At 39.4% G+C, this 25,287-nt stretch carries 25 protein-coding genes and 5 tRNA genes; 19 read left to right on the top strand and 11 right to left on the bottom strand.

Translation table 11 applies throughout. The features are described from left to right. Window positions 1–11 precede the first annotated feature (11 nt). The 4 genes from INP93_RS04960 to mepM form a co-directional block, all read right to left on the bottom strand. Entirely contained in the window at window positions 12–773 is a 762-nt protein-coding gene (locus tag INP93_RS04960) for an iron ABC transporter ATP-binding protein (protein ID WP_197544317.1), read from the bottom strand. Next, window positions 764–1,723 (bottom strand): iron chelate uptake ABC transporter family permease subunit, encoded by a 960-nt coding sequence (locus INP93_RS04955; RefSeq protein ID WP_049380439.1) that lies wholly within the window; start codon window positions 1,721–1,723, stop codon window positions 764–766. The genes INP93_RS04960 and INP93_RS04955 overlap by 10 nt, the downstream gene beginning before the upstream one ends. After that, window positions 1,716–2,669: an ABC transporter permease gene (locus tag INP93_RS04950; RefSeq protein WP_065244208.1), complete on the bottom strand. Its 954-nt coding sequence runs from the start codon at window positions 2,667–2,669 to the stop codon at window positions 1,716–1,718. Before INP93_RS04950 ends, INP93_RS04955 begins: the two co-directional genes overlap by 8 nt. Before the next feature lie 134 nt (window positions 2,670–2,803). Further along, a complete protein-coding gene (gene mepM, locus INP93_RS04945) occupies window positions 2,804–4,282 on the bottom strand; it encodes a murein DD-endopeptidase MepM (protein WP_197544316.1) in 1,479 nt (492 codons plus the stop codon). A gap of 177 nt (window positions 4,283–4,459) precedes the next feature. Between mepM and znuC the strand changes: the two genes are divergently transcribed. The 5 genes from znuC to tilS all read left to right on the top strand — a co-directional run bounded on the left by znuC (window position 4,460) and on the right by tilS (window position 9,360). After that, window positions 4,460–5,254 carry a zinc ABC transporter ATP-binding protein ZnuC gene (gene znuC / locus INP93_RS04940; protein ID WP_197544315.1) on the top strand — a complete coding sequence of 265 codons (795 nt, stop codon included), beginning with the start codon at window positions 4,460–4,462 and terminating at the stop codon, window positions 5,252–5,254. 9 nt (window positions 5,255–5,263) lie between these two features. After that, on the top strand, window positions 5,264–6,049 hold the full coding sequence (znuB, locus tag INP93_RS04935) for a zinc ABC transporter permease subunit ZnuB (protein WP_049366407.1): 786 nt from the start codon (window positions 5,264–5,266) through the stop codon (window positions 6,047–6,049). A gap of 88 nt (window positions 6,050–6,137) precedes the next feature. Next, the gene (gene accA, locus INP93_RS04930) at window positions 6,138–7,085 is read left to right on the top strand and encodes an acetyl-CoA carboxylase carboxyl transferase subunit alpha (RefSeq protein ID WP_197545300.1); all 948 of its coding nucleotides are present in this window, start codon (window positions 6,138–6,140) and stop codon (window positions 7,083–7,085) included. A gap of 116 nt (window positions 7,086–7,201) precedes the next feature. Next, a complete protein-coding gene (gene pdxY, locus INP93_RS04925) occupies window positions 7,202–8,068 on the top strand; it encodes a pyridoxal kinase (protein WP_049369150.1) in 867 nt (288 codons plus the stop codon). After that, window positions 8,068–9,360: a tRNA lysidine(34) synthetase TilS gene (gene tilS / locus INP93_RS04920; protein WP_197545299.1), complete on the top strand. Its 1,293-nt coding sequence runs from the start codon at window positions 8,068–8,070 to the stop codon at window positions 9,358–9,360. The genes pdxY and tilS overlap by 1 nt, the downstream gene beginning before the upstream one ends. A 15-nt stretch (window positions 9,361–9,375) precedes the next feature. Here the strand turns inward: tilS and mutH are convergent, their stop codons facing one another. The 3 genes from mutH to INP93_RS04905 form a co-directional block, all read right to left on the bottom strand. Next, window positions 9,376–10,047, bottom strand: a complete 672-nt coding sequence (gene mutH / locus INP93_RS04915) for a DNA mismatch repair endonuclease MutH (RefSeq protein ID WP_197545298.1) — start codon at window positions 10,045–10,047, stop codon at window positions 9,376–9,378. After that, window positions 10,044–10,583: a methylated-DNA--[protein]-cysteine S-methyltransferase gene (locus INP93_RS04910; RefSeq protein WP_197545297.1), complete on the bottom strand. Its 540-nt coding sequence runs from the start codon at window positions 10,581–10,583 to the stop codon at window positions 10,044–10,046. The genes mutH and INP93_RS04910 overlap by 4 nt, the downstream gene beginning before the upstream one ends. 90 nt (window positions 10,584–10,673) lie before the next feature. Next, complete coding sequence (locus tag INP93_RS04905; protein ID WP_197545296.1) at window positions 10,674–12,044, bottom strand: porin; 1,371 nt, start codon at window positions 12,042–12,044, stop codon at window positions 10,674–10,676. 209 nt (window positions 12,045–12,253) lie between these two features. Here INP93_RS04905 and INP93_RS04900 point away from each other — a divergent pair, with 209 nt between their 5' ends. The 10 genes from INP93_RS04900 (at window position 12,254) to mtgA (ending at window position 19,964) form a co-directional block, all read left to right on the top strand. Further along, on the top strand, window positions 12,254–12,541 hold the full coding sequence (locus INP93_RS04900) for a YfcZ/YiiS family protein (protein WP_049369142.1): 288 nt from the start codon (window positions 12,254–12,256) through the stop codon (window positions 12,539–12,541). A 153-nt stretch (window positions 12,542–12,694) separates the two neighbouring features. Beyond that, window positions 12,695–13,732 (top strand): phosphoribosylformylglycinamidine cyclo-ligase, encoded by a 1,038-nt coding sequence (gene purM / locus INP93_RS04895; RefSeq protein WP_197545295.1) that lies wholly within the window; start codon window positions 12,695–12,697, stop codon window positions 13,730–13,732. 68 nt (window positions 13,733–13,800) lie between these two features. Beyond that, window positions 13,801–14,439: a phosphoribosylglycinamide formyltransferase gene (purN, locus tag INP93_RS04890; protein ID WP_197545294.1), complete on the top strand. Its 639-nt coding sequence runs from the start codon at window positions 13,801–13,803 to the stop codon at window positions 14,437–14,439. Between the two features lie 111 nt (window positions 14,440–14,550). Then, window positions 14,551–15,306 (top strand): beta-methylgalactoside transporter, encoded by a 756-nt coding sequence (locus tag INP93_RS04885; protein WP_197545293.1) that lies wholly within the window; start codon window positions 14,551–14,553, stop codon window positions 15,304–15,306. Between the two features lies 1 nt (window position 15,307). Further along, window positions 15,308–15,862 (top strand): septation protein A, encoded by a 555-nt coding sequence (locus INP93_RS04880; protein WP_049372960.1) that lies wholly within the window; start codon window positions 15,308–15,310, stop codon window positions 15,860–15,862. Next, entirely contained in the window at window positions 15,862–16,332 is a 471-nt protein-coding gene (yciA, locus tag INP93_RS04875; RefSeq protein WP_197545292.1) for an acyl-CoA thioester hydrolase YciA, read from the top strand. The genes INP93_RS04880 and yciA overlap by 1 nt, the downstream gene beginning before the upstream one ends. An 11-nt stretch (window positions 16,333–16,343) precedes the next feature. After that, entirely contained in the window at window positions 16,344–16,640 is a 297-nt protein-coding gene (locus INP93_RS04870) for a YciI family protein (protein ID WP_070868746.1), read from the top strand. Window positions 16,641–16,706: 66 nt separating this feature from the next. Then, window positions 16,707–18,899: a transglycosylase SLT domain-containing protein gene (locus INP93_RS04865; protein WP_197545291.1), complete on the top strand. Its 2,193-nt coding sequence runs from the start codon at window positions 16,707–16,709 to the stop codon at window positions 18,897–18,899. Between the two features lie 32 nt (window positions 18,900–18,931). Beyond that, entirely contained in the window at window positions 18,932–19,240 is a 309-nt protein-coding gene (gene trpR / locus INP93_RS04860; protein ID WP_070868744.1) for a trp operon repressor, read from the top strand. After that, window positions 19,218–19,964 (top strand): monofunctional biosynthetic peptidoglycan transglycosylase, encoded by a 747-nt coding sequence (gene mtgA, locus INP93_RS04855; RefSeq protein WP_197545290.1) that lies wholly within the window; start codon window positions 19,218–19,220, stop codon window positions 19,962–19,964. The genes trpR and mtgA overlap by 23 nt, the downstream gene beginning before the upstream one ends. A 54-nt stretch (window positions 19,965–20,018) precedes the next feature. Here mtgA and INP93_RS04850 read toward each other — a convergent pair. Further along, window positions 20,019–20,094, bottom strand: a tRNA-Ala gene (locus tag INP93_RS04850). Window positions 20,095–20,174: 80 nt separating this feature from the next. Further along, the gene (gene gltX, locus INP93_RS04845; RefSeq protein ID WP_197545289.1) at window positions 20,175–21,617 is read right to left on the bottom strand and encodes a glutamate--tRNA ligase; all 1,443 of its coding nucleotides are present in this window, start codon (window positions 21,615–21,617) and stop codon (window positions 20,175–20,177) included. A 172-nt stretch (window positions 21,618–21,789) separates the two neighbouring features. Here gltX and INP93_RS04840 point away from each other — a divergent pair. The 4 genes from INP93_RS04840 to INP93_RS04825 all read left to right on the top strand — a co-directional run bounded on the left by INP93_RS04840 (window position 21,790) and on the right by INP93_RS04825 (window position 22,243). After that, window positions 21,790–21,865 (top strand) — tRNA-Val (locus INP93_RS04840). Window positions 21,866–21,909: 44 nt separating this feature from the next. Beyond that, window positions 21,910–21,985: transfer RNA gene (locus INP93_RS04835), tRNA-Val, on the top strand. Window positions 21,986–22,044: 59 nt separating this feature from the next. After that, window positions 22,045–22,120 (top strand) — tRNA-Val (locus INP93_RS04830). A gap of 47 nt (window positions 22,121–22,167) precedes the next feature. Further along, window positions 22,168–22,243: transfer RNA gene (locus INP93_RS04825), tRNA-Val, on the top strand. 118 nt (window positions 22,244–22,361) lie between these two features. Here INP93_RS04825 and INP93_RS04820 read toward each other — a convergent pair. Next, window positions 22,362–23,354, bottom strand: coding sequence for an amidohydrolase family protein (locus INP93_RS04820; protein ID WP_005696743.1), 993 nt, complete (start codon window positions 23,352–23,354; stop codon window positions 22,362–22,364). Window positions 23,355–23,544: 190 nt separating this feature from the next. Further along, entirely contained in the window at window positions 23,545–25,287 is a 1,743-nt protein-coding gene (locus tag INP93_RS04815; RefSeq protein WP_197545288.1) for a DUF3413 domain-containing protein, read from the bottom strand.

The following is a 25,287-nucleotide window of genomic DNA, read 5'->3' as shown; positions in this document are numbered from 1 at the left end:
AATTTCCTTATTTATCTAAAATAAACGGCAATTTTATGGTCGTCGATATCCTGAATAGGTATCGCCATATCATAAATATCTTGTAGCACGGGCGATTGCATAATGTGGTTAACTTCCCCTTGATGCACTAATTTTCCATTTTTCATGGCGACAATGTAGTCTGAATAATAAGAGGCAAAATTAATATCGTGAATCACAATCACCACGGTTTTGTTGAGTTCTGTCGCTAATTTTCGCAAAACTTGCATGATCTGCACTGAATGTTTCATATCCAGATTATTTAATGGCTCATCCAACAAAATATAATCCGTATCTTGTGCAAGCGTCATCGCAATATAAGCGCGTTGTCGCTGCCCACCACTTAAGTTATCGATATATTGATGACGGATATCATCTAAATTCATATAGGCAATAGCATTATCAATAAAAGTGCGGTCAGTTTGGGTTAAGTTTCCTTTGCAATAAGGAAAACGCCCAAAAGCGACTAAATCTTCAATGGTTAGACGCAAATTAATGTTGTTAGTTTGCTTTAAAATCGCAAGTTGTTTCGCAATATCGCTACTTTTCTTACGATTGAGCAATTCACCGTTGAGATAGATCTCACCACTATCCGCATTCAACAAACGGCTCATAATAGACAGCACCGTACTCTTCCCCGCGCCATTCGGCCCGATAAAAGACGTAATTTTCCCCGTAGGAATGGTGACGGACACATTATCCACCACCTTTTTGCTTCCGTAACTTTTAGTAATATTGCGAATTTCTATTGCCATTTTTTGTTTGCTCTTAATAACAAATAAATAAAGTACACGCCTCCGACAAAATTAACGATGATGCTTAATGTCGTGCGGAACGTAAAAATATGGGTCACTAATAATTGCCCTAAAACCAATGTTATGATGGAAATTAACATCGCGGCAGGAATGAGTACCTTGTGGCGATAATCACGAACAAATTCAAAGGTCACGTTCATCACTAATAACCCGAGGAACGTAAGTGGGCCAACAAGTGCGGTCGATACTGACGTTAAAATTGCCACGAGAATTAAGAGGACTTTTAAAGTCTTTTGATAATCGATTCCTAAGTTAATGGCATTTTCTCGCCCTAACGCCAACACATCAAAGCAATGCCAATATTTCAAGCTGAAAACAATGGTCGCCACTAAAATGGCTAATGCCACCCACAAGATTTGAGTATTGATTCGGTTGAAACTTGCGAAGCCAATATCTTGTGCGATCTGAAATTCATTTGGATCAATCAACACTTCCATAAAGGTCGTTAAGCTACCAAAGAAGGTGCCGAAAATAATCCCAACAAGCAACAAGAAGAAAATATTTTGGTTTTCTTTCTTAAACAGGAAGTGATAAAGCACTAATGAAAACGCCATCATTAATCCCGTACACAAGACAAACAATGCAATGGAATTCATGGAAAGCAATGTGCTTGAACCGAAAAGGAAGATAATCGCCGTTTGAATCAGTAAATACAGCGAGTCTAAGCCTAAAATACTCGGGGTGAGAATTCGGTTATTCACGACCGTTTGGAAAATCATCGTAGCAAGTGCAATTGCCGCGCCTGTAATCACAATCGCAATTAATGATAAGGCACGATTTTCCAAGGCATATTGCCAACGGTTTGGTAAGTTGTAGCCTAAATAAAGTGCAAGAGAAACAATGGCTAACAACGACAATACAATCAGTTGAGAAGAAGATTTCTTAGCCATTTCTATACCGCTTTAATAATAAAAATAAGAAGATCCCACTGCCAAATACACCAACCACGGCATTAATGGAAATCTCATAAGGATAAATCACACTTCGACCTAAAATATCGCAAAATAAAACAAATACAGCGCCTAGCAAGGCCGTATGAGATAACACTTTCTTCAAGTTATCCCCTAAATAAAGTGTGACGATATTCGGGATTATTAACCCTAAGAAAGGAATCACGCCAACAGACACGATAATAATCGAAGAGACCACTGCCACAATGAGCAATCCGAGATAAAGTACCTGGTTGTAATTTAGACCTAGATTAACCGCAAAATCTTTCCCCATCCCGACAATAGAAAAACGATGCGCAAATAAATAAGCCACAATGAGTGTAGGAATACTGAAATACAACAATTCATAGCGACCAGACATCACAAGAGAAAAGTCCCCTTGTAGCCACCCGGATAAGTTTTGTAATAAATCTTCTTTGTAAGCAATAAAGGCGGTAATTGAACTGATGATATTACCAAACATAATCCCGACTAATGGCACAAAAATCGTGTCCTTGAATTTCAAACGGGACAGAATCGTCATAAATAACAATGTGCCAAGGAAAGACACGATGACCGCAATGGTGGTTTTTAACAACATTGAAGCTGTTGGGAAAAACAGCATCGCCATTAAAATGCCTAATCTTGCACTGTCCATTGTGCCCGCAGTGGTAGGTGAAACAAATCGGTTTCGACTGAGTTGCTGCATCACTAAACCACAAATACTCAAGGATGCACCCGCAATCAAGATACTGATTAAGCGAGGCACGCGGCTGATTAGAAAGATCTGCCATTGATTACCTTCAAAATTCAGTAACCCTTGCAAATTAACGGTACTTACCCCGAGAAAAAGTGAAATAAAGGAAAGCACTATCAAAAGAAAAATCAGATAACGTCTCTTAATCATAAAAATGAGAATAATTCTAAAATGCAAGGAGAATAGCATATTGAGGAAAAAGAGAAAAGATGAAGTGCGGTCAGTTTTCAGCTAATTTTTTAGGCCTATAAAAAATGCGGTCAAATTTGACCGCATTTTATTCACTATAATTTTAATGTTCTTTCAACTTCTTTCGCTCGGACTAAGAATTGCTTACGCTCTGCAGTTGCCATACCGCTGCTGGTACCCGGTAATTTCACCGTAAGCGGGTTTACTGCACGATCATTAATATGGAACTCATAGTGCAAGTGTGGCCCCGTTGAGATACCCGTATTCCCTGTTAATGCAATGCGCTCCCCTTTCTTCACTGTTTGGCCCGCACGCACTAAAGCACGACTTAAATGCATATACACCGTTTGATATTCACGACCATGGCGTATCACCACATAACGTCCTGCACCACCGGCTTGGTAAGCCACTTTTTCCACCACACCTTCTGCTGGCGCAATAACTGGCGTACCTGGTGCAACAGCAAAGTCTACCCCTTTATGTGGGCGAACACGTCCCGTTACCGGATGGCGACGATTTGGGTTAAATGGTGAAGAAATACGGGCTTGACGTTGCAATGGGTAACGCGCAAAGCCTTTGCCAAGAGTTTCCCCTTGTTTATCGTAGTAACGACCATTCGCCGCTTGAATACCATAGTAACTCTTACCATCCGCCATAATATGAATGGCTTCAACGTTACCTTGGCCCGTTAATTTATCGCCTAAATATTCGCGAGACACTAAAATCGCAAACTTGGTCCCTTTACTGAGTTTCTGGAGACTTACCTGCCATTGTAATGCCGAACTTAATTGGCTGATTTGACGACCATCCAAACCTAAATCACGTAAACTTGAAGCAAAGGATCCGTTAATCGTGCCTTTTAGCACCTCTTTCTTCCAAATACTTTTCTTCTCTAAGATTTGGCGTTTAAACTTGCCGTCTTCAGTGCGCTCATAAATGCGCTCTTCTTTTTCAGATACCAACCAGTTTAAATACTCTAGTTGGTCTTCTTTATCTAAAATCCAATAGAACTGCTGACCCGCACGCAGCGTTTTTAATTCAGGATACGCGGCAATCAAATCTTTCGCCGTATCATCTTCTAAACCGGAAAGCTCTAGTACATCTTTTAATGAATCGCCACGTACTACAGTATGGCTAAATTGATCGGTGATACGTAATGCTTGATCGGCCACATCTAAAATACCGCTCAGCGCATCTTGAGCATCTTTTGGTAAATCATTGAGATCATCAAATTGCGGTTTGATTTCATCGACTTCATCATCTTTGGCTTGAAGTTCATCATCATAAGAGGTTGCATCTTCCGTATTAGCATGTTGTTTCGCTTCAGGGTGTTCACCTTCTTGAGATTGAGGATTGCCCGATTCTGTTTTTTCAGGTGTAAGAGATTGATATTGAACGTTATCCACCATCTCTGGTTCAAGATTACTTTGCAGAGAAGGATCATAATCAGCAGTATCTTTAAAGGCGAGGAAAATGCCCGTTAAAATAAGCAAAAGTGCGGCAAAAAAAATCGCCGCTTTTATGCGGGATTTTCGTTTCCGTCTATCTCTGGCTAATTTAACGTGTTGAACCATTTGATACCTTTAAAATGAATAAAAAAGATTTTCGTTTTTCAGACTACAAACTCTGGGAAAAATTCATTTTACCCTAAAAATGTAAAATCTTATGCCTAAATATTAGGCATAGTCAGAATTTCTTGAGAAAAATAAGGAAATGAGCTATTTTAGTGAGCTATTTTTAAAGGGGGAATTATGCAGATTCGCGCCATTCAACCAGCCCAACTCACACCATTAATTACACTGAAAAATATCAATGTGGTCTTTGAACAAAAGACCGCATTGCGGGATATTAATCTCAGCATTTATCCCAATTCCATTATCACCATTGTTGGGCCAAATGGTGGGGGAAAATCAACCCTCTTAAAAACCTTATTAAAATTACAAACACCAACATCTGGTGAAGTGATTTATAGCGCTAATGTCAGAATTGGCTATGTCCCACAAAAAATTCACCTCGATCACAGCTTACCGATGACGGTTGAGCGTTTTCTGGCGCTCAAAAAAGGTGTTAAAACGCAAGAAATATCAACCGCACTTGAGCAACTCTCTATTACTCATTTGAGAAAAAATAATATGCAAAAACTCTCTGGCGGTGAGATGCAACGTGTATTATTGGCCCGTGCGATTTTGAATAAACCCAATTTACTGGTGCTAGATGAACCGACTCAAGGCGTGGATATTAATGGTCAAGCTGAACTTTATCAGCTGATTCACCGTACTCAACAAACCTTAAATTGCGCGGTGTTAATGGTTTCTCATGACTTACATATCGTGATGGCAGACAGTAAAGAAGTGTTGTGCATCAATCAACATATTTGCTGTGCCGGCACACCAGAAAGCCTATCCAATGATCCCAAATTTATGCGTCTTTGGGGCAATCAAATCTCACAAAATATGGGCTTTTATACGCACCACCATAACCATCACCATAATATGCACGGTGATGTTTGTAGTTGCAGTGCCAATCCATCAGAATGCCAACAATAAGGAAAAATCATGTTTGAGATTTTATTTCCCGCCTTGCTTACGGGCTTACTGCTTTCCTTAATTACCGCACCACTCGGTGCTTTTGTGGTGTGGCGTAAAATGGCTTATTTTGGTGATACCCTTTCCCACTCAGCCTTACTCGGTGTGGCGTTAGGCATTTTCCTACAAATTAACCCTTATGTTGCCATTGTAATTTTGACGATTATTCTCGCCGTATTAATGGTATGGCTCGAAAGTAACACGCAATTTTCAGTGGATACCCTTTTAGGCATTATCGCACACAGTTGTCTTTCCCTTGGTGTAGTCACGGTTGGCTTGCTTAAAAATGTCCGTGTAGATTTAATGAGTTATCTTTTTGGGGATTTGCTCGCCATTAATTTTAACGACTTACCTTACATTGGCGCGGGTGTCGTCATTGTATTAGGCACACTGCTTTACTTCTGGCAAGCCTTACTCTCCACCACCGTTTCGCCTGAACTGGCTCAAGTGGAAGGCATTAACATTAAAAAAATGCGATTTATCTTAATGATTTTGACCGCACTTACCATTGCCTTAAGTATGAAGTTTGTAGGTGCTTTAATTATTACATCCCTCTTAATTATTCCAGCCGCAACAGCAAGACGTTTTGCCAAAACGCCTGAGCAAATGGTGTTTATTGCGATTTTAATCAGTATGCTTTCCGTCATTGGCGGGTTATTCCTTTCCGCTTTTTATGATACAGCGGCAGGACCTTCTGTCGTGATTTGTTCCGCATTTTTGTTTTTGTTATCATTACTAAAAAAGGAATATTTATAATCCGCTCCAACCAGTGAAAACCATTTGCACCACACCTTAAATCTTGATAAAGTGCGGGCAACTTTTGACGATATTTTTAGGATAAGAAATGAGCCAAGAATATTTAGATTTTGAATTACCAATTGCTGAACTTGAAGCCAAAATTGAAGCACTACGTTCAGCATCTGATGACAAAATTGATTTACACGATGAAATTAAACGCTTACAAAAGAAAAGCGATGAATTAACCAAAAAAACCTTTGCAAATCTTGATGCATGGCAGGTTTCTCGTATGGCGCGTCACCCAAATCGTCCATACACTCTTGATTATATCGAACATATTTTTACTGATTTCCAAGAGCTTGCGGGCGATCGTGCCTTTGCAGATGATAAAGCAATCGTAGGTGGTCTCGCTCGCTTAGATGGTCGCCCAGTAATGATTATCGGTCACCAAAAAGGTCGTACAGTAAAAGATAAAGTAACACGTAACTTTGGTATGCCAGCACCTGAAGGCTATCGTAAAGCGTTACGTTTAATGCAAATGGCTGAGCGTTTCAACTTACCTATCATTACCTTTATCGACACACCAGGGGCTTACCCGGGCATTGGTGCAGAAGAACGTGGTCAATCTGAAGCGATTGCTCGTAACTTACGTGAAATGTCTACCTTAAAAGTGCCTGTTATCTGTACCGTAATTGGTGAAGGCGGTTCCGGTGGTGCATTAGCCATTGGTGTAGGTGACAAAGTGAATATGTTGCAATATTCAACTTATTCCGTTATTTCACCAGAAGGTTGTGCGTCAATCTTATGGAAGAGTGCAGAAAAAGCCTCTACCGCAGCAGAAGTCATGGGCTTAACCGCAACTCGTTTAAAAGAGTTAGGTTTAATTGATAATATCGTTCCAGAGCCATTAGGTGGTGCACATCGTAATTATCATGAAATGGCACGCAATTTAAAACAATGTCTTGTTGAAGAACTAAACGAATTAGATACTTTCGACAAAGATGGCTTATTAGAAAGACGTTACGAACGTTTAATGTCTTATGGCTATTGTTAATAATATATAAAAAGAGCGGTTAATTTAACCGTTCTTTTTTGTGTTTTGAGAAATAATGCATGGATGTCAGAAAATGCATCAATGCTAAAATAAAAATAATGTAAAAGGAGTTCAAAATGAAAAATGTATTAGCAATTCAATCTCACGTGGTTTATGGATTTGCTGGTAATAAATCTGCCACTTTCCCAATGCAGTTATTAGGTGTGGATGTATGGGCACTTAATACCGTGCAATTCTCTAACCATACCCAATATGGCAAATGGACAGGCATGGTGATTCCACAAGAACAAATTGGTGAAATTGCCAACGGTTTAGATGCGATTGGAAAACTACAAGAATGTGATGCGTTACTTTCTGGCTATTTAGGTTCAGCTGAACAAGTTGACCAAATTATCTATGCTTTAGAGAAAATCAAAGCTCGTAACCCCAATGCACTTTACTTGTGCGATCCTGTGATGCCAAATGCCGAAAAAGTCTGCGTAGTAGCTGATGGTGTACGTGAACGCTTAATTGAAAAAGCCATTCCACGTGCGGACATCATGACCCCAAATCTTTCTGAACTTCGTACGCTTTCTGACTTCCCTATCAACACCTTTGACGATGTGCTCAAGGCCGCCAATGCATTAGTGGCTAAAGGTGTGAAAAAAGTGTTAGTTAAACACTTAGGTAAAGCAGGTAAATTAAATGATCCTGATACCTTTGAAATTATTATGGCGACACCTGAAGGTGTATGGCATTTAAGTCGTCCGCTTTATAAATTTAACTTTGAACCTGTTGGTGTGGGTGATTTAATTGCGGGGACTTTCTTGGCGCATTACTTAAACTGTGGCAATGATGTTGAAGCTTTTGAAAAAATGAATAATGCTGTTGCAGGCGTAATGAAAACTACGTTTGATTTGAAATCTTACGAACTCCAACCGATTGCTGCTCGTTTTGAAATCTTAAATCCAAGTACAAACTACAAAGCTGTTAAAGTTGCCTAATGGATCTTTTTTCATTATTCCAAGCACAAATTCCAACCACCGCCAATAAGCTGCTCATTGCTTTTAGCGGTGGTTTGGATTCAACTGCCCTGCTTTCTTTAGTTAAAAAACTCAGCGAAAAACGACCGCACTTAAGCCTGCGAGCTATTCATATCCATCACGGATTAAGCCCGAATGCGGATGCTTGGACGGCTCATTGCCAACAACTCTGCGAACAATTTGCGATTCCACTTATTATTGAAAAAGTCAAAGTGGAAATGCATGATGGTATTGAGGCTGGCGCAAGAGAAGCCCGTTATCAGGCTATTTCAACACATATTCAGCCTGATGAATATCTGGTCACAGCACATCATTTAAATGATCAAACTGAAACCTTTTTCCTGGCGCTAAAACGCGGAGCAGGGTTACAAGGTTTAGGTGCCATGCAAAAAGAAAGTCAATTATTCGGGATGCCTATTCTGCGTCCACTCCTTTCTTTTAGCCGAAGTGAATTAGAAGATTACGTACAGCAAGAAAATCTATCTTGGGTCGAAGACGAAAGCAATCAAGATAATCATTACGATCGCAATTTCTTACGTAACCAAATTTTGCCTGAAATACGCCAACGCTGGGGACATTTTGATCATGCAGTTCAGCGTGCCGCACAACATTGTTTTGAGCAACAACAACTGATTAATGAATTATTACAAACTTGCTTTGAACAGCATCTTCTTGAGGATCAAAAACAGTTTTCACTCGTAAACTTTCTAGAATATTCATTGCAAAAACAAACCGCACTTTTGCGAATGTGGCTAGCTAAAAATCAAATTGCCATGCCAACGCAGATTCAATTAATGCATATTATTGATGATGTTATTCAGGCCAAAGCGGATGCATCCCCACAATTTCAACTTGGGGAGCATATTATTCGCCGCTATCAACAATGTCTCTATTTAACAGGAAAATTCGTTGATTTGTCGCAAACTTGCCTTGATATGCCATTAAATCAACAGATTCTTTTGCCTGATAATCTCGGAAGAATTTATGCAATCCACAATGCAATAGGCATTATAGTCAATTGGAACGAAAAACAGGTTCAACTTGCTGATACACAAGAACCTATTCAAATACGATTTGCTTATACTGGCAAAGTAAAACGACAACATAATCGCCCAGCCGAAACCATGAAAAAAATTTGGCAAGAGTTCGGTGTTCCGCCTTGGCAACGAAATCGTATCCCCCTCATTTTTTATGGTGAGACTTTACAAAGTGCGGTGGGTTTTTTCCGTGTTTTTCAAAACTTAGAGAAATAAAAAAGGGGTGATGATTCACCCATTTTTATGATTAAGAAAAGCGTTTAAAATGCCTGCCGTAAATTCTTTCCGTAAATAAAACCCCAGCGGCAAGGTATCAATCACTTCCCCATTTTTACCAATGCCTTTCGTAATGGCTTTACTGTTTGCACCTTTTGGACGCAGTTGCATAACTTCACCAATGCGCGCCGTAATCTGATCCAACTTCCCGAGCACAATATAATCCATCAACTCTTCCCAATCTTGGCGTAATTGATGTTCTTGTTCAATCGAAGGTTGCCATAAGATAGGCTGACCAATATGGCGATCACGCAAAGGAATGTCTCGGCTGCCTTCAATGGGAATCCACAAGACTTTCGATAATTTATGACGAACGTGTGAATTTTCCCAATTTACCCCTGAATTTTGCACCAAGGGGGCAAGACTCACAAAGGTGGTTTCCAATGGAAAACCTTCGGCATTAATAGGTAAGGTTTTTAATTCGATGCCTAGATGAGAAAAATCCTGTTCTGCTTTACTACCTGCAGTCGCCCCCAGAGCGGTTTCAAGCAAGAGCCCAACCCAACCTTTATCACGTTTTAAATCTGGTGGAACGGAAATATTTAACTCATCTGCAAGTTCGCCAAAGGTTAACCCCGCAATAGATTGCGCTTTTTCTAATAAGGCTTGTTCGGTTTGTGGGATCATTCGTGGTATTTCTTCAATAATTTCGGTTTAACGTATTCTACGCCTTTGTCGATGTAAGGAATATTCTCTAATTTCAATAAAAAGCGTTTTACCGGCAATCCACCACCAAAACCGGTAATTTCACATTTTTTCCCTAATACACGATGACATGGAATGATAATACTAATGGGATTACTTCCTACTGCACCGCCAACAGCTCGCACGGCCTTAGGGTTATTAATGCTTTCTGCTAATCCACCATAACTCGCCGTTTTGCCATAAGGAATTTGACGCAATGCTGCCCAAATTGCTTGTTGAAATGCGGTACCTTTAGGTGATAAAGGGATATTAGAGAAACTTTCTGGCTCGCCATTAAAATAACGCATTAAAGCGCTGCGCACTTTTTCAAAAAGCGGTAAATCGTCTCGTAAAATCCAATTTGGATTTGGCGTGGTTTGTTCTAATTCACAATCTAAATTCGTTAAATGTTCACCATCAGAAAGCATTAATAACCGACCAATTGGTGAGTCCATATAAGCATAAAAAAGTGCGGTCATTTTTCTCTCGTTTTTTATGAAATGATATAAGAAAAAAGCACACCGAACATGCATTCGGTGTGCTGCGTATTATGCTAAATTTTTTACAAATTAGAAACTGTAGTTTAAGTTTAAACCGTAAAGGTTAGCACTTGCTTTAGAGGTATAATTTGCTGTTACTGTCGCTAAGCCACCAATTGATTGACTTTCGGTAAAGTGAATTTTTTTACCACGTAAGTGTGCAAAGCCCGCATCAATAGAAAGATTAGGGGTAAATTTATAAGTTGCCCCTACGCTATACCACATACGATCAGTATCTGGAATAGATGCACTTGCATGCTCTGTTGGTGCTGCAGCCTCATCATAAGCAATACCGGCACGAAGCGTTAATTTATCATTTACATTATAGGTTGCACCTAATGCATAACGAGAATTGCTACGGTATTTTTCATCTTTATGGAAAGCAAGCTCACCGTCATTAAAGGTTGCGTGTAACTCTTTGAAACGGCTCCAGTGTGTAAACTTGTAGCTGTAGTGTAATGCCAAATTATCTGTAACTTGGTGGAAACCTGATAATTCTAAATAATCGGGTAAGTGTAATGTTAACCCACCTGCAGCAGGGCCTTGCCCACGAATAGTACGACCTGCACTCACGGCGTTATCATCTTCAAAGTCAATATCAACTTTTGAATGATAGGCTAAACCAACACGGTTATTTTCGTTGAACTCATACATTAAACCTGCATTCCAACCAAAACCCCATGCATTTTTATCTTGTAAGTGGGTTAATACAGTTTCTTTGTTCACACCTTGTAATTTTGCTAAAGAAGCTGCCGCGTTTGGTGAAATTCGTCCAGCTCTCACTAATGCAGGAACTAATGGCGCAGCATTTTTCACTGCATCACTTAAAATACCCGCTCGACGCTCAATTTCTGCTTTTGCATAAACTGCATTTAAACCCACACCAGCAGTTAAACCTTGAGATACACGATATGAACCGCTTAAATTTAAGTTAATCGCACTTAAATCAGTTTTACCGCCGAATACTCCCGCGTTGTAATCTGATTCATATTCACTTTTTAATCCAAAATTCACATTCATACCACCACCAATGGCAAATTTGTCATTAATTGGTGCTACAAAATACATATTCGGAATCAATGAACCTGGAACAACACTGTTATGATCTGCAGAACCTACTGCAACAGTACGACCTAGCGCATTAACTGTAACTGGACCACTCATGTGAATTTTAGAATCTACATAAACGCCACCCACAGAGAATTGATTAGTTTTGAATAAGCTCATTAATGCAGGGTTCGTTGCAACCACTGAAGCATTATCAGCAATTGCTGCTTCACCCGCATAAGCACGACCAAGACCTGATGTAGAAACTTCTGCTAATTGGAATGCGGCTGCATTTGCACCGCTTGCTGCTAACAATGTGGTCATTGCTAATAGCGTTTTATTAAATTTTCTCATTTGGAACCTTTTGTTATTAATAATAATGAAAAAAGCCGCGAGATTCTAAAACTCCAATAAATGGAGTGCAAATTATTTTAGATTAATTTTAAAGTGTTCCGACCAGTGATAAATAAATGATATTTAAATTAAAAAAATGTGGCTACTTTGGCAGAGCGTTTTAAAAATGCTAGAATAGAACCAATCTTAATTTTAAATAAGGAAATCCTATGACAGTAACATGCAAAGCAGAAGAATCTCTCACTTGTAGTTGTGTTGATGTGGGTACGATTATTGACGGTTCAGATTGTTCTGTTGATATTCATCAAACCTATGCGAATAAAGCTGAAGCTGAAGCAGCACTTAATCGTTTCATTGAAAAAGCTCGCAAAACAGAAAGCGATCCTTGCGAAATTAAAAGTGAAATCACAGAAACTGAAAATGGCGCAAATTTAACAGCTCGCTTTACATTTAGCTGCCAAGCTGAAGCGATGATTTTTGAATTAGCGAATCGCTAAAAACACGTTAAAAAATAACCGCACTTTATCCTTTAAAATAAAGTGCGGTTATTTTTTTAGTTAAAACCCAATTAAATCACTATCGCAAACGTTTGCTTAATCTGATACAATCACGCCGTTTTATCATTTAACCTAAAAATATAGGATAACATTGTGAGCAAACCATCATTAAGTTATAAAGATGCAGGCGTGGATATTAATGCCGGTAATGAATTAGTTGAACGTATTAAACCACACGTGAAACGAACCACTCGTCCTGAAGTCATCGGCGGATTAGGCGGCTTTGGTGCATTATGTGCTATTCCGGGCAAATATAAAGAACCTATCCTTGTTTCTGGCACAGACGGCGTAGGTACCAAATTACGTTTAGCCATTGACTTAAAAAAACACGATACCATCGGTATTGATTTGGTTGCAATGTGTGTTAACGATTTAGTCGTACAAGGTGCAGAGCCATTATTCTTCTTAGACTACTATGCTACAGGAAAACTTGATGTGGATGTTGCTTCAGATGTGGTCAAAGGCATCGCTGAAGGATGTGTACAATCTGGTTGTGCATTAGTTGGTGGCGAAACCGCAGAGATGCCGGGTATGTATCACACTGGTGATTATGACCTTGCAGGTTTCTGTGTAGGCGTTGTTGAAAAATCAGAAATCATTGATGGTAGTCAAGTTAAAGTAGGTGATGCCTTAATTGCACTTGGTTCAAGTGGTCCACATTCAAATGGTTATTCTTTAATTCGTAAAGTGATTGATGTTGCTGGCGTAAACCCAGCCACTGAACAGTTAGATGGTCGTCCATTAAGTGAACAAGTGCTTGCACCGACAAAAATCTATGTAAAATCTGTTCTCGCGTTAATCAAACAAACGGAAGTCCATGCTATTGCGCACTTAACGGGTGGCGGTTTCTGGGAAAATATCCCTCGTGTATTACCGAAAAATACAAAAGCGGTTATTGATGAAAGTAGCTGGGAATGGCAACCGGTGTTCAAATGGTTACAAGAAAAAGGCAACATTGAAACCTATGAAATGTACCGCACATTCAACTGTGGCGTGGGCATGGTGATTGCATTACCACAATCGCAAGTGGAAACCGCTTTAGCGATTTTAAAACAATCCGGTGAAAATGCCTGGTTAATCGGTCATATCGAAAGTGCGACAGATAACGAACCACAAGTTATTATTAAATAATTTCTCTTTTCCATTTCAGGGCGAAAATTTCAGAATGAAAGGTTCGCCCTTCTTTTATGTAGAATAATATGAAAAAAATTGCCGTCCTTATTTCAGGGCAAGGATCAAATCTTCAAGCAATAATTGAGGCTTGTCAAACTGGGTTTATTCCAGGAAAGATTATGACTGTCATCAGTAATAAAATCGATTCATTTGGCTTAGAACGCGCTAAAAGTGCGGACATTCCTAGCCGCGTTTTTTTACGTCAAGATTTTACGTCCAATCTCGATATGGATAAGGCTATCGGTGACTATTTAGAGGATCTCAATGTTGATCTCATTGTATTAGCCGGTTACATGAAGATCTTAACAAAACCATTCACACAACGTTTTGCTGGGAAAATTTTAAATATTCATCCTTCTCTTCTACCAAAATATCCTGGATTAGATACTTATCAAAGAGCACTTGAGAATGGCGACAGCGAACACGGTACAACCGTGCATTTTGTCAATGAAGAGATCGATGGCGGCGCCATTGTATTACAGGCTAAAGTACCTATTTTCCCTGGTGATACCGTCGAGAAGATAGAGCTTCGAACTCGTGAACAAGAATATCACATTTATCCTTTAGTGATTAAATGGTTTGTAGGAGATCGATTAAAACTCATTGAAAATCAAGCTTATTTAGACGGCAAGCCGTTACCACTGAATGGTTACGCTAATGAGTAAAGCAATATGCGATCTTGAAAAGAGTGACTCAAATCACCATTAAACAATCTGATTTTATGAAAAAAACAATAAACCCTGTATAATCGGGGTTTTATTATTGTGGGATATAATATGCCAATTAACTTTACTCAGATTTTTCAAGATAGCCTCAACTTTATGCGTAATCAGCGAAAAACCGTGCTGATTTTCGTTGGTTTTTTCGTCGTTTCACAATTAATTAATGCATTAGTCAGCGTACCAATGCCAAGTTTGGGTGATAATCCTAATCCATCACAACAGGACATTATTGATGCATTAAGCAAAGTAGAGCCAACTGCACTGATTGGATCTTTTTTATTCCAACAATTGTTGATGTCTTTTATTGCAACCTTCGGCATGGCAACTATTCATCATATTAGTCAGCAAAATGAAAATCCGATTAATCAAGGTCTCATGCTGACATTACGCCGTTTTTTAGGTGTGGTCGTTTTAGATATTTTTATGAGTTTGCCACTTTTATTTGGCCTTGCTGATGTTATGAGCTCATTTTTAAGCAAAAATGCCCTCTCCCCTCTAGCCTTTGTTTCAATGGGATTTGGTTTATTTTTCTTTGTTCGCCTATGCTTATCGCCTGTACATTACATTGCATCCAATCAATCTATCGGGCAAAGTGCTTTACAAGTATGGCGTGCGGGTATTAAGCGTAATGGCGTATTAATTATTTATGCTTTACTCACTTATTTACTTCTTCCTTTAGTGGTGAACACCATTGGTGCAATCTTAGGTTCATCATTTTTAAGTGCTCTCGTTGGCATCTTGGCTGCATTATTTCAAATGTTTATTTTGGTATTTACTTACCGTTTTTACAGCTTATTTATGAAGGCATAACATGAAACAACTTCTTGAATTTATTCCTCTTGTTCTCTTTTTCATCACCTACAAAATGTTTGGTGTGCGTGATGCTGCCATCGTATTAGTGATTGCAACCATTGTTCAAATGATTGTGCTAAAACTGAAATATGGTGTGATTGAGAAACAACAAAAAATCATGGCGATTGCTGTCGTCTTTTTTGGATTGCTTACTGCTTATTTTAATGAAATCAAATATCTACAATGGAAGGTCACCATTATTAATGCTCTCTTTGCCATTGTGTTATTGGTTGCACAATTCCAATTCAATACGCCACTGGTGAAAAAGTTATTAGGCAAAGAAATCCAATTACCGGATAATGTGTGGAACAAATTGAATGTAGGCTGGGCAGGATTTTTCATTCTGTGTATGCTTGTAAATATTTATATCAGCCAAAATATGTCTGAAGATGCTTGGGTTGATTTCAAATCTTTTGGTTTACTTGGTATGACCTTTGTTGCAACAATCGTCAGCGGTGCTTATATTTACCGTTACTTACCTAAAGATGATCAAAAAAATGACGGGGACAAATAATGGTTTCAAATCTTATCGATAAAGACGGTCGTCAATCTAAAGGCGTATTATTATTACGTACTTTAGCGATGCCTTCAGACACCAACGCTAACGGTGATATTTTCGGTGGCTGGATTATGTCACAAATGGATATGGGCGGAGCAATTCTAGCAAAAGAAATTGCTCATGGTCGTGTCGTTACCGTTGCCGTAGAAAGTATGAATTTCATTAAGCCTATCGCCGTCGGTGACGTGGTGTGTTGTTACGGCCAATGTCTCAGTGTGGGTCGCTCTTCTATTAAAATCAAGGTAGAAGTATGGGTGAAAAAAGTTGCGAGCGAACCAATTGGGGAACGTTACTGCGTGACAGATGCCGTATTTACCTTTGTCGCGGTTGGAAAAGACGGCAAATCTCGCGCTATTCCACGTGAAAGTAATCTTGAACTGGAACGCGCATTAGCCTCTATCGAAGAATTACAATTAAATTGTTAAAAGGAGAAATGATGTATTACGTAATTTTTGCCCAAGATGTTCCTGGCTCTCTAGAAAAACGTCTTTCAGTACGTGAGCAACATCTTGCTCGTTTAAAACAATTACAAGCAGAAGGTCGCTTATTAACAGCAGGTCCCAATCCAGCCATTGACGATGAAAATCCAGGTGAATCTGGCTTTACAGGCTCGACTGTGATTGCTCAATTCGAAAATCTGTCTGCAGCAAAAGACTGGGCGGCACAAGATCCTTACGTAGAAGCGGGCGTTTACGGTGATGTGATTGTGAAGCCTTTCAAAAAAGTTTTCTAAATAAAACGAACTCTACACTCAAAGACGGATCTAAATATCCGTCTTTCTCTTTATATGGAATCTCCTATGCGAGCACTTAAACACACGACAATTTCGTTATTAATTTTAACCGCACTTTCAGGCTCAGCTTTGGCTAATCAGCATGCCCATAAAAGCAAAAATGAAACTGTGCCACAAATTAACCTTGCAGAAGAACAAGCCAAATGGGCACAGCAACAGCATGCTCATGAATTAAAGCTGATTGAACAACGTGCGACTTTTCTGCAATTAGAATCGCTCCTAAAAAGTGCGGTCAAAAATAATCATGTTTCTAATAATTCGAAGTTATTCCTGAGTTTGATTGATTCCTTAAAAGGCTATCCATTGCAAACTGATGCTATGGCAGCTTATTTAGATGCACGTGTAAAAACCGTTAATCGCGATACGCCTCGAGAAGAAGTGAATGCATTGCGAACAGACATTGAACAATTTATTCAGCAACATGCCTCTCATTTTCTACGTGGAAAATTAGAACAAAGCATTTTTACGTTGTTAATCAATGCTGAAGATACTCAAGCTCTCACCAAACTCACGCCAAATAATTTGGAAACACAAATTGCCGTGCTCACGGCTAAATATCAAATAGAAGCAGCCAATACCAATCAAACAGCAGAAAATCAATCAAACGATAAGAATAAATCGGCTATTTTATCTGAGTATGAACAACTTTGGCTTAACAATGCGGAGCTTCCTAATGATGCTCAACTTTGGACGGCTTGGTATTCACAGGGTGGACGCACTGAAGAGAAGATCTATCAAAAAGCAGAAATGCTTTTTAGTAAAAATGATGCGAAAGGTCTCGAAATACTCGCTAAAGAATTAGAAAAAGTTGATGGTGCGAAAGAAAATGCTCAGGTAAATATCGATTTGGCTCTTTATTTGGATCTCTTAAAAAATCCAGCAAATCTGAAAACACTCGCTGAGAGCCTGCCATTAATTGATGGTAATACGAATAAAATTATCCATAAATTTGCCGTAATGCTAGGTTTTGCTCGTTATTTACGAACCATTCCGGAAAATATGAATGAGCCAACCTTCATCCCTTACGAGCAATGGGCTAAGACTTGGCAATTAGACGAAACTGAATTACGTGATTGGAAAATCGCTTTTATTAGCCGTTTCTTTGATAACGAAAGTCCTAATTTTGTGCAATGGCGCGATCAGGAAATTCTTAAACTCAATGCAGATAACCTCATTGAACGTCGTTTACGTACGGCTATTTGGCAACAAACAGATTTACTCGCCTGGTTAAATGCACTTTCAGATGAAGCAAAACAAAAACAAGAATGGCGTTATTGGATGGCTAAAATAGCTGCTCAAGCATCCGATAAAGATGCGAAACAACGATTAGAAGCTTTATCGAGAGAACGTGGGTTTTATCCAATGTTAGCAGCCGTCAAATTAGGTCATTCCTACAAACTGGAAATGCCTAAAATTCCTCAAGAGTCCAATATCCAAGAGAAATATGTAACTGAATTAGCTGAGGTTGCAGAACTACGTCAATTAGATCGATTAGGCGCAGCCAAACAACGCTGGCGTTCTCTATTGGAAAAATTACCGCAAGAGAAACAACTTGCGTTAAGCCAATATGCGAATGAACAAAATTGGTTTGAATTGGGCGTAGATGGCTCGATTATTGCAAAAGCTTGGGATTATATCGACTTACGCTTACCAAATGCTTACAGTCAATATTTTGATATTGCCCTCAGTAATGTGAACCTTAGCGCAACAGAACCTCAAGCCATTGTGGATAATCGTGTCACCAAAACCTTCGCCATGGCCATTGCTCGCCAAGAAAGCGCTTGGAATCCAATGGCACAATCTTCCGCGAATGCGCGTGGATTAATGCAGTTATTACCGAGTACTGCACAAAAAACGGCAGAAAATCAGCAACTTCCTTATAACGGAGAGTTAGATTTATTCAAACCACTTAATAATATTTTACTCGGTACAGCTCACTTAAATGAGTTAAATGCTAAATATCCAAATAATCGCATTTTGATCGCCTCTGCCTATAATGCCGGAGCAAGCCGTGTAGAAAAATGGCTTGCGAGAGCCAATGGCAAATTGGCTATGGATGAATTTATTGCGTCCATTCCATTCTTTGAAACTCGGGGTTATGTTCAAAACGTATTAACTTACGATTTTTACTATCAAAACCTACAAAACAAAGAAAAATTACAAACCTTTAGCAAAGAGGAATACGATCGGCTATACTAGTCGCACTAGTTTAATAGTATAGGATTGTTGATATGTATATTAGTCGCAATTTAGAACAATGGAATGCTTTCCTCACGACTTTGCAAACCGCATTTGAACAAGGCAAAGCACAAGATTTCTTAACGCTTCTGCTCACGCCTGATGAGCGCGATGCGGTGGGTTTGCGTTTACAAATCGTGGCTCAGTTATTGGATAAAAACCTCTCACAACGAGAGATTCAGCAAAATCTCAATACCAGTGCGGCAACCATTACGCGTGGTTCTAATATGCTCAAAACAATGGATCCGGATTTTATAAACTGGGTGAAAAGCCAACTCGATGAGCAAGCTGCAAAAAACTAAGCGAATTCTGACCGCACTTTTACCTCTTTTTCGCCCATCTTGGTGGAAAAAAAATTGGCAACGGGTTGCGTGGCGTTTTTCTCTCGCAATCCTAGCGTTTTTCATTTGCTTCCGCTTTATCCCTGTTCCCTTCTCTGCCTATATGGCACAGCAAAAAATCGGACACTTATTACAGTTAGATTTTAGCTATTCAATCAAATATGATTGGGTAAGTCTTGATGAAATCTCACCAAATATGCAACTTGCGGTGATTGCTGCTGAAGATCAGAAATTCCCCCACCATTGGGGCTTTGATTTTGAGGCGATCCAAAAGGCCTTTAAATTTAATGAAAAATCTCACCGAACCCGAGGCGCTTCAACGATTTCTCAACAAACTGCGAAAAACCTCGTTCTCTGGCATGGACAAAGTTGGTTTCGCAAAGGATTGGAAGTTCCCACAACGGCATTAATGGAAATCTTTTGGTCCAAAGAACGGATTTTAGAAGTGTATTTAAACATTGCAGAATTTGGTAATGGCATCTTTGGTGTGGAAGCTGCCAGCCGTTATTACTTCAAAAAATCGGCAAAGAATTTAACGCAATCAGAAGCAGCATTACTCGCTGCAGTTTTACCGAATCCTATCATCTATAAAGTAAATAAGCCTAGTGCGTTAGTTCGTAAAAAACAAAGCTGGATTATGGGACAAATGAATGGATTAGGCTTGAATTATCTAAAAGAAATGTAGATTTCTATAAAGAAAAAACCTTGAAACTCACTTTAAGTTTCAAGGTTTTAAATTTGGTGGAGATAATCGGGATCGAACCGACGACCTCTTGAATGCCATTCAAGCGCTCTCCCAACTGAGCTATATCCCCAAATAACGCAAGCTATGATAAATTTCGGCTGATAAACTGTCAATATTGAAATAATCAAATCCCGCTTATCAGCCTAAATATTAAGCGTTTTGAGATTTAATAAAATCAATGGCACGTTGGATACGCGCTAACACACGTTCACGGCCGATGCCCACTAATGTCACATCCATTGAAGGTGATTGACCTGAGCCAGTTACAGCCACACGTAATGGCATCCCGACTTTCCCCATACCCACTTCTAATTCAACCGCGGTTTGTTCAATCGCTTCATGCGTAGAATGTAAATCCCAGCTAGAAAGTGCGGTCAATTTTTCTTTTACTTTTTCAAGTGGTTCAATCGCCGCTACTTTAAAGTGTTTCTTCACCGCTGCTTCATCAAAACTTTCAAACTCTTCGAAGAAATAACGGCTTGCTGATGCCATTTCTTTTAAGGTTTTGCAACGTTCTGCAAGCATCGTCACAATTTCAGTTAGCGCTGGACCATTTGAAGTATCAATACCTTGATCTTTATAGTGCCATGCAAGGTGTTTTGCCACATATTCAGGAGGTAATTCACGAATGTAATGGTGATTTAACCACAATAATTTTTCCGTGTTAAACGCACTTGCAGATTTACTCACGTGATCTAATTCGAAGAATTTAATCATTTCTTCACGTGTAAAGATCTCTTGGTCACCATGGCCCCAACCTAAACGAACAAGATAGTTGATTAAGGCTTCTGGTAAATAACCGTCATCACGATATTGCATCACACTTACCGCACCATGACGTTTGGAGAGTTTTTGGCCATCATCACCGTTAATCATAGAAACGTGCGCATATACTGGAATTGGTGCGCCTAACGCTTTTAAGATATTAATTTGACGTGGGGTGTTGTTAATGTGGTCTTCACCACGAACAACATGTGTAATCCCCATATCCCAGTCATCTACCACCACACAGAAGTTATAGGTTGGTGAACCGTCGGTACGACGAATAATTAAATCATCTAATTCACTGTTGCTGATTTCAATACGACCACGCACAGCATCATCAAACACGACTGAACCTTCTGTTGGGTTTCTAAAACGTACAACGTGTGGCTCATCCAATGAGTGGCTATGATCATGTAAACAATGACGGTCATAACGTGGTTTTTCTTTGTTTTGCTCTTGTGTATGGCGTAAATCTTCTAAGCGTTCTTTAGAGCAATAACAACGATAAGCTAAGCCTTGCTCAATCATTTCATCAATCACTTGATTGTAACGATCGAAGCGTTTGGTTTGATAATAAGGACCATGTTCCCAAGCTAGGTTTAACCACTCCATCCCTTCAATGATTGCCGCTGTTGCTTCCGGTGTAGAACGCTCTAAATCAGTATCTTCAATACGTAGTACAAACTCACCGTTATTATGTTTTGCAAATAACCAAGAATAAAGTGCTGTACGTGCGCCGCCCACGTGCAGATAACCTGTCGGGCTTGGGGCAAAACGCGTACGTACTTTGACATTCGGATCTAATTCAAAAGGAGGATCAATTTTCATTTTCTTAATAACCTATTCATTTACAAAAATTACCTTTATTTTACTACGACTTGCGTGAGTTCTAAATAAAAAATCTGATTTTATGCCTATTTTTGCAACAACTAGACGCTTTTTCATAAAAATATATTGACTGAAATCTCATTATACTTATAATGCCAATCCACAGCATTAAGGGCGATTAGCTCAGTTGGGAGAGCACCTCCCTTACAAGGAGGGGGTCACTGGTTCGAGACCGGTATCGCCCACCACTTTTTCCAAAGTTGGCTTTAATGTTGTAAAAGTTTGACCAAGCGGGCGATTAGCTCAGTTGGGAGAGCACCTCCCTTACAAGGAGGGGGTCACTGGTTCGAGACCGGTATCGCCCACCACTTTTCTAAAGTGTTCTTTCCGCTCAAACTTTCCCATTATTTAAACGCTTTTCTTATGTGGGCGATTAGCTCAGTTGGGAGAGCACCTCCCTTACAAGGAGGGGGTCACTGGTTCGAGACCGGTATCGCCCACCACTTAATTTTAGTGTTTAAATAAATCCGAATACCTTTTCAGGTGCATCGGGCGATTAGCTCAGTTGGGAGAGCACCTCCCTTACAAGGAGGGGGTCACTGGTTCGAGACCGGTATCGCCCACCACTTTCTTACAATCCTTATTTAAATCCGTCAAATTAGCATTATTTCTGTTTTATCTTATAAATAAAAACGGCCACAAAACATTTCGTTTTATGACCGCACTTCTATCTAATTTTTTGGATTAAACAGGCTCTAAACCTAACACTTTACGTCCATTGATACTTGCGATATCAACCATTGCATCAAGATGTGGGAAGCGACAGCCAGCAGCAAGCAAGCTTAACTCTTGCCATAAATCCCCTTCACAAAGTGGCACCATATAATCACAGATATTATCCGTACCTAACGCGACTGTAATCCCCTCTGGAATCATTTCATCTGCCGGTGTCAAGGCATTATGGAAAGGCATCAAATCTTCTTTTCGGTTACTATCAATCCATGCCATTGGGCAAGCAATCATCATCATTTTTGCCTGACGCATTTTTTCATAAAGTTTATAACGATATTCTCTGCTATGTGCACCGATAGAAATACCATGGATCGCCACGACTCGACCTTCCATTCCATGTTCGATGGTTTTGTCACAAAGCTGCTCTGTTTCTTTTTCTTTTGGTGAGTTGAATTGATCCACGTGCACATGACACATAATGCCGCGAGACTTAGCCGCATCAAGTAAAATATCCATTGCTTCAAGACCTCGACCATAATCAAGCTCATCACGATAAGGCAAACCACCAATCATATCCACCATATCAGAGCCTATATCAAACCATTTGCGTGCTTCTGGCTCAATCACCCCTTTTAAGGTCTGATTCGCAAATTTCAAAATAATGTCATGCTTATAAACTTCGCGAGCTTTGTGTGCAGCAATGATGGCTCGGTCTTCACAAATCGGGTCGATATCCACAAAAGTCCCAAATGCCGTTACCCCTTGGGAAATCATCAGCTCAATCGATTGACAGAAACGGGCGTAATAATCATCAACACTTGATGTACGTTTAACTTCGTCCACTAAATCCCATTTTTGTTGAAGATTGCTGTTGTGGTAAATGCCAATTTTTTCAGGTGTCATTGTAAAAGCACGATCTGCGTGGGCATGAGCATTGACCCAGCCACCTTTTTTAATGATTTCGTCTCGAATAAACGTTTTAAAGCTACGAACGTGATTTCTCATAATAACTCCGCCAAAAAAGAAAGGAAAAGAGAGACGAGAAGTGTATTAATTGAAAAGCAAGCCCAATAAGGATCGGGTCTATTGTGAATTGTTTGCAATGTTATGAAAAATTCGCAGATTTTAATTAATAACATCTTTTCAGTCTTTCAACTGAGTGCAAAGTATAAGATTTTAAGCACAAAAAAGCTATCTATTTATTGACAAAAGAACGCTCTTGTTTGAAGACATCTAAGAACAAGCCGAGCGGTGGGCGGCTTGAAGATTGCTCAGTATAAGTGCGGTCAAATTTCTTATAGTTTCCTTTGCGATCAATATGATATTGAGTGCCATCCGGCTGAATAATGACATTCCAACGGAAATTCGACGCCAACACCCAAGGATCGCCATTAAGCTCAAATAAATTGCGACCTTGTGCATAATCCGAAATTGGATTTTTCACTTTAAAGATCGATGACATCAATGCTGGCAATAAATCGGTATGGCTTGTTAAATTTGTCACTTCTTGTACCGGCAAATCTTTCCAGTAAACAATAAATGGCACTTGGATTTCATCACGACCAAAATAGTTTTCTTGCGCTTTTTCATCCAGCTTATTAAACGTTGTACCATGCTCTGCCGTAATAATAACAATCGTATTATCTAAGGAAACTGATGCTAAAGTGTCATCAATTTGTTGATCAATATCCGCAAGCGATTTGGTGTAATTTTCTTCCGTTTGATCTGCAATATCTAAATCCACATAAGCAAACCAAGGTTTATCCTCTTTTAAGAGAGATAAAACGCTATTTATCGCTTCTTTTGGCGAAGAGGCTTTCACTTTAGGTAATTTCACATTACGGAACAAGGCTTGTTTAAATAAGCTGTCTTTAAATGCTGTAGACGAATAAGCAACAAATTGATATTTCTCGTCTTGTAGCTTTTTAATTAATACCGACGGTGTGTGATTACTCAAAATACTGTCCGTATAATTTGCATTCAGCCCATAGAATAAGCCTACTAAGCCGGCATTATTCGTATTGCCGCTGCTGTAATGATTCGTAAATTGAGTAGAGCTTGTGGCAAACTCAAATAATTTAGGCATTTTCTCGCTCGTTAGTGCATCATAACGTAAGCCTGAAACGGTAATCACGAGAATATTTGGTTTGTTTTCAACTTGCTCAAACTGAAGATCTTTTTTCGGATAATCAATTTTTAATGCATCCAAACGCCCTTCTTGCTCCAATCGCTGAGAATATGTTTCCGCATTAATAAACCCTTGTTTTTCCAAAAAGGTTCTTGCGGTCATTGGATAAGAAAGTGGGAAGTTTGAACGCTGCATAGTAATCGGACGATATAAAAATGCATCCGCCCAAGCGTAAATTAAGTGTGTCGCGACAAACGTGGAAGTCAGCACTAATCCAACTTTCTTCAGCCATTTCTGACGCTCTAAACTACGTAATTTTTCCCAACTCCAACGGGAGAAAAGCATTTGGATTAGCAAAATAATCGGCATTGGCGCAAAGAAAATTTGCCAATCCCGTGAGAGATCGCCCTTTTCAGGGTTCACTAACAAATTCCAAACAATAGAAGAAAGGTGGATATTAAAGCGGTTAAAAACTTCTGTATCAAACAGCAGTAATGTGGTGCAAATCGTGGCAATAATTACCGTTAGCCCACGAAAAGTGCGGTGATTTTTGATGATGAAACTCAGCGGGAAAATAACCAGCAAATACAAGGCAAAAACACAAAAGCTGAAATGACCTAATAAGCTGATGAAGAAATAAATTTTGCCGAGTAAGGTGTCTGGCCAGTCAATGAGAAAGGCATAACGACTGCCAATAAGAATTGCGATGATAATGTTAAAAAAAGCAAACCAATGTCCCCACGAAATTTTTCGTGAGGTTTCTTCACGGTATTCACGTCCGTTGAATTTGCTCTTTTTAAACCAAAACAT

Source organism: Haemophilus parainfluenzae (assembly GCF_014931415.1).
GTDB classification, from domain to species: Bacteria; Pseudomonadota; Gammaproteobacteria; order Enterobacterales; family Pasteurellaceae; genus Haemophilus_D; species Haemophilus_D parainfluenzae_AF.
The sequence above is the reverse complement of the archived record's forward strand: the minus strand, read 5'-3'. Positions and strand labels throughout refer to the sequence as shown.

Coding starts and splice junctions, on each gene's coding strand:
- pdxY (WP_049369150.1), top strand. CDS start 7,202: ATGAAAAATGTATTAGCAATTCAATCTCACGTGGTTTATGGATTTGCT.
- znuB (WP_049366407.1), top strand. CDS start 5,264: ATGTTTGAGATTTTATTTCCCGCCTTGCTTACGGGCTTACTGCTTTCC.
- mutH (WP_197545298.1), bottom strand. CDS start 10,047: ATGATCCCACAAACCGAACAAGCCTTATTAGAAAAAGCGCAATCTATT.
- INP93_RS04820 (WP_005696743.1), bottom strand. CDS start 23,354: ATGAGAAATCACGTTCGTAGCTTTAAAACGTTTATTCGAGACGAAATC.
- yciA (WP_197545292.1), top strand. CDS start 15,862: ATGGTTTCAAATCTTATCGATAAAGACGGTCGTCAATCTAAAGGCGTA.
- INP93_RS04910 (WP_197545297.1), bottom strand. CDS start 10,583: ATGACCGCACTTTTTTATGCTTATATGGACTCACCAATTGGTCGGTTA.
- INP93_RS04865 (WP_197545291.1), top strand. CDS start 16,707: ATGCGAGCACTTAAACACACGACAATTTCGTTATTAATTTTAACCGCA.
- INP93_RS04905 (WP_197545296.1), bottom strand. CDS start 12,044: ATGAGAAAATTTAATAAAACGCTATTAGCAATGACCACATTGTTAGCA.
- INP93_RS04885 (WP_197545293.1), top strand. CDS start 14,551: ATGCCAATTAACTTTACTCAGATTTTTCAAGATAGCCTCAACTTTATG.
- INP93_RS04955 (WP_049380439.1), bottom strand. CDS start 1,723: ATGGCTAAGAAATCTTCTTCTCAACTGATTGTATTGTCGTTGTTAGCC.
- INP93_RS04815 (WP_197545288.1), bottom strand. CDS start 25,287: ATGTTTTGGTTTAAAAAGAGCAAATTCAACGGACGTGAATACCGTGAA.
- INP93_RS04960 (WP_197544317.1), bottom strand. CDS start 773: ATGGCAATAGAAATTCGCAATATTACTAAAAGTTACGGAAGCAAAAAG.
- mepM (WP_197544316.1), bottom strand. CDS start 4,282: ATGGTTCAACACGTTAAATTAGCCAGAGATAGACGGAAACGAAAATCC.
- INP93_RS04950 (WP_065244208.1), bottom strand. CDS start 2,669: ATGATTAAGAGACGTTATCTGATTTTTCTTTTGATAGTGCTTTCCTTT.
- mtgA (WP_197545290.1), top strand. CDS start 19,218: ATGAGCAAGCTGCAAAAAACTAAGCGAATTCTGACCGCACTTTTACCT.
- accA (WP_197545300.1), top strand. CDS start 6,138: ATGAGCCAAGAATATTTAGATTTTGAATTACCAATTGCTGAACTTGAA.
- INP93_RS04880 (WP_049372960.1), top strand. CDS start 15,308: ATGAAACAACTTCTTGAATTTATTCCTCTTGTTCTCTTTTTCATCACC.
- gltX (WP_197545289.1), bottom strand. CDS start 21,617: ATGAAAATTGATCCTCCTTTTGAATTAGATCCGAATGTCAAAGTACGT.
- tilS (WP_197545299.1), top strand. CDS start 8,068: ATGGATCTTTTTTCATTATTCCAAGCACAAATTCCAACCACCGCCAAT.
- znuC (WP_197544315.1), top strand. CDS start 4,460: ATGCAGATTCGCGCCATTCAACCAGCCCAACTCACACCATTAATTACA.
- INP93_RS04870 (WP_070868746.1), top strand. CDS start 16,344: ATGTATTACGTAATTTTTGCCCAAGATGTTCCTGGCTCTCTAGAAAAA.
- purN (WP_197545294.1), top strand. CDS start 13,801: ATGAAAAAAATTGCCGTCCTTATTTCAGGGCAAGGATCAAATCTTCAA.
- INP93_RS04900 (WP_049369142.1), top strand. CDS start 12,254: ATGACAGTAACATGCAAAGCAGAAGAATCTCTCACTTGTAGTTGTGTT.
- trpR (WP_070868744.1), top strand. CDS start 18,932: ATGTATATTAGTCGCAATTTAGAACAATGGAATGCTTTCCTCACGACT.